Here is a 2,075-nt window from a genome sequence, read left to right as displayed (position 1 = left end):
GTCAAAGCCCTGGCCCGTGGCAGTCCCAACTTAGAAAGCTACCTTCATGCGTTTTACAATTAAGTCGAAATTGGCTTGCTCGTACGGGCTTCTGGTCGTCCTAATGGGCGCATGCGCGGGTTTCGGGATGAGCGGCGTCAGCAGCGTGGCGTCAATGCAGGATGCCCTTGTCACCGGCGCGGTACATCAGTCCACCGTCGCGGCGCAGCTCGCAGGCGCGTTTGATGGACTCGGACTTGCAGAAGGGGATCTCCTTCTGGCGACGTCTAAGGAACGCGTCGACGCCGCTCTGGCGACGATTGCGACCGAGCGTAAGGAATTTGAAGCGGCAATGGCCGAGGGGCAAAAATCGGCGCCAGAAGAATATCGTCAGAAATGGCAGGAGATCAGTGATTTCTGGAGTGATTATATTGAGATCAACGATCGCATCCAGGGACTTGTAAGCGCCGGCCGTTTGCCGGAAGCCATTGACGTCAACCAGACTGCAGGCGGCAAGGCATCAGATAAACTTGATGAATTGACGGAATCCCTCGCCGCCATGACTCGCCAATCGATCGAGACAGGCGACGAGGAAGCCGATGCCGCATTCCGGTCAACCTTTGCAACCCTCGCAGTTGTCTCGGTGGTTGGCGTATTGGTGGCATTGGGCGCCGCCTTCTGGATTGCGATAACGATAAGCCGTGGACTACGGACCATCAAGATCGTCGCAGAGGCCGTCGCAATTGGCGACCTCGACCAGCAGGTCGAGGTCCGGACCAATGACGAGATCAAAGATCTGGTCGGTACGATGGAAGTCATGACCGGCAACCTGCGCCAGACAGCAAACATCGCTGGTCAGATTTCAGCAGGCGATCTGACGCTGACACCCGTTCCCCTGTCCGAGAAGGATACACTGGGCAAATCTATGCTGAGCATGGTGATCAACCTGCGAAGCACTGCGCAGATTGCTGATCAGATTGCCAATGGCGATCTGACTGTTACGCCGAAGCCACTTTCCGACAGGGACACCCTGGGTCTCTCTCTGGAAAGCATGGTCGAGCGGCTGCGAGCTGTTGTCAGCGATGCGCTCGCAGCATCCGAGAACGTCTCCGCCGGCAGCCAGCAGCTGTCCTCGGGTTCCGAACAGCTCTCCCAGGGCGCGACGGAACAGGCGTCCTCGGCCGAGGAGGCTTCGGCGTCGATGGAGCAGATGGCGGCCAACATCAAGCAGAACGCCGACAATGCCGCCCAGACGGAAAAGATCGCCCGCCAGTCGGCAACCGATGCCGAGGAAAGCGGCAAGGCCGTCGACAAGGCCGTGACCGCCATGCGCACGATCGCCGAGAAGATCTCGATCGTCCAGGAAATCGCCCGCCAGACCGACCTGCTGGCACTCAACGCAGCCGTCGAAGCGGCCCGTGCCGGCGAACACGGTCGTGGCTTTGCCGTCGTCGCCTCGGAAGTGCGCAAGCTCGCCGAGCGCAGTCAGGCGGCAGCAGCCGAAATTTCGGGCCTGTCGAGCGAAACCGTCTCGGTCGCCACCCAGGCCGGCGAGATGCTGACCCGCCTGGTGCCCGATATCCGCAAGACCGCCGAACTGGTCTCGGAAATCTCGGCGGCCTGCCGCGAGCAGGATATTGGTTCCAGCCAGATCAACGAAGCGATCCAGCAGCTCGACAAGGTCACTCAGCAGAACGCTGGTGCCTCGGAAGAGATGTCCGCCACCTCGGAAGAACTCGCAGCCCAGGCCGAAGAGCTCCAGGCCTCCATCGCCTTCTTCAAGGTGGACACCTCGGGCAAACACGGCAATGCCAACCCGGTCAAGCAGTTGAAGGCGGTCGCAGCCAAGATGGCAAGCCAGGCACCGGCACATCGCCCTGTAGCCAAGGCAAGCGCCGGGACCTCCAAGAGCCAGGGCTTTGCCCTCGACATGAGCATGGGCGGCCCAGACAGCGACGACGCCGATTTCCGGCAGAGTGCGTGAGGTTTGAACTCGGACAGAGCCGCCCTCTGCGGCTCTGTCCAGCCTGAGACATTTATTTGAAATCACGGTATCGCGCGACAGATCGCAAGGTACCAGCCCATCCAGATCTGAA

2 pseudogenes are annotated in these 2,075 nt (G+C 60.4%); both read left to right on the top strand.

Annotation, left to right across the window (positions count from 1 at the left end):
- Positions 1–46: 46 nt before the first annotated feature.
- Positions 47–571: pseudogene (locus tag FAA86_RS25260) on the top strand (MCP four helix bundle domain-containing protein); the annotation flags it as partial.
- Between the two features lie 132 nt (positions 572–703).
- Positions 704–1,963: pseudogene (locus tag FAA86_RS24270) on the top strand (methyl-accepting chemotaxis protein); the annotation flags it as partial.
- Positions 1,964–2,075: the final 112 nt, after the last annotated feature.

The organism is Rhizobium rosettiformans W3 (assembly GCF_004912135.1).
Classification (GTDB): Bacteria; Pseudomonadota; Alphaproteobacteria; order Rhizobiales; family Rhizobiaceae; genus Allorhizobium; species Allorhizobium rosettiformans.
This window is presented reverse-complemented; position numbering and strand designations above follow the sequence as displayed.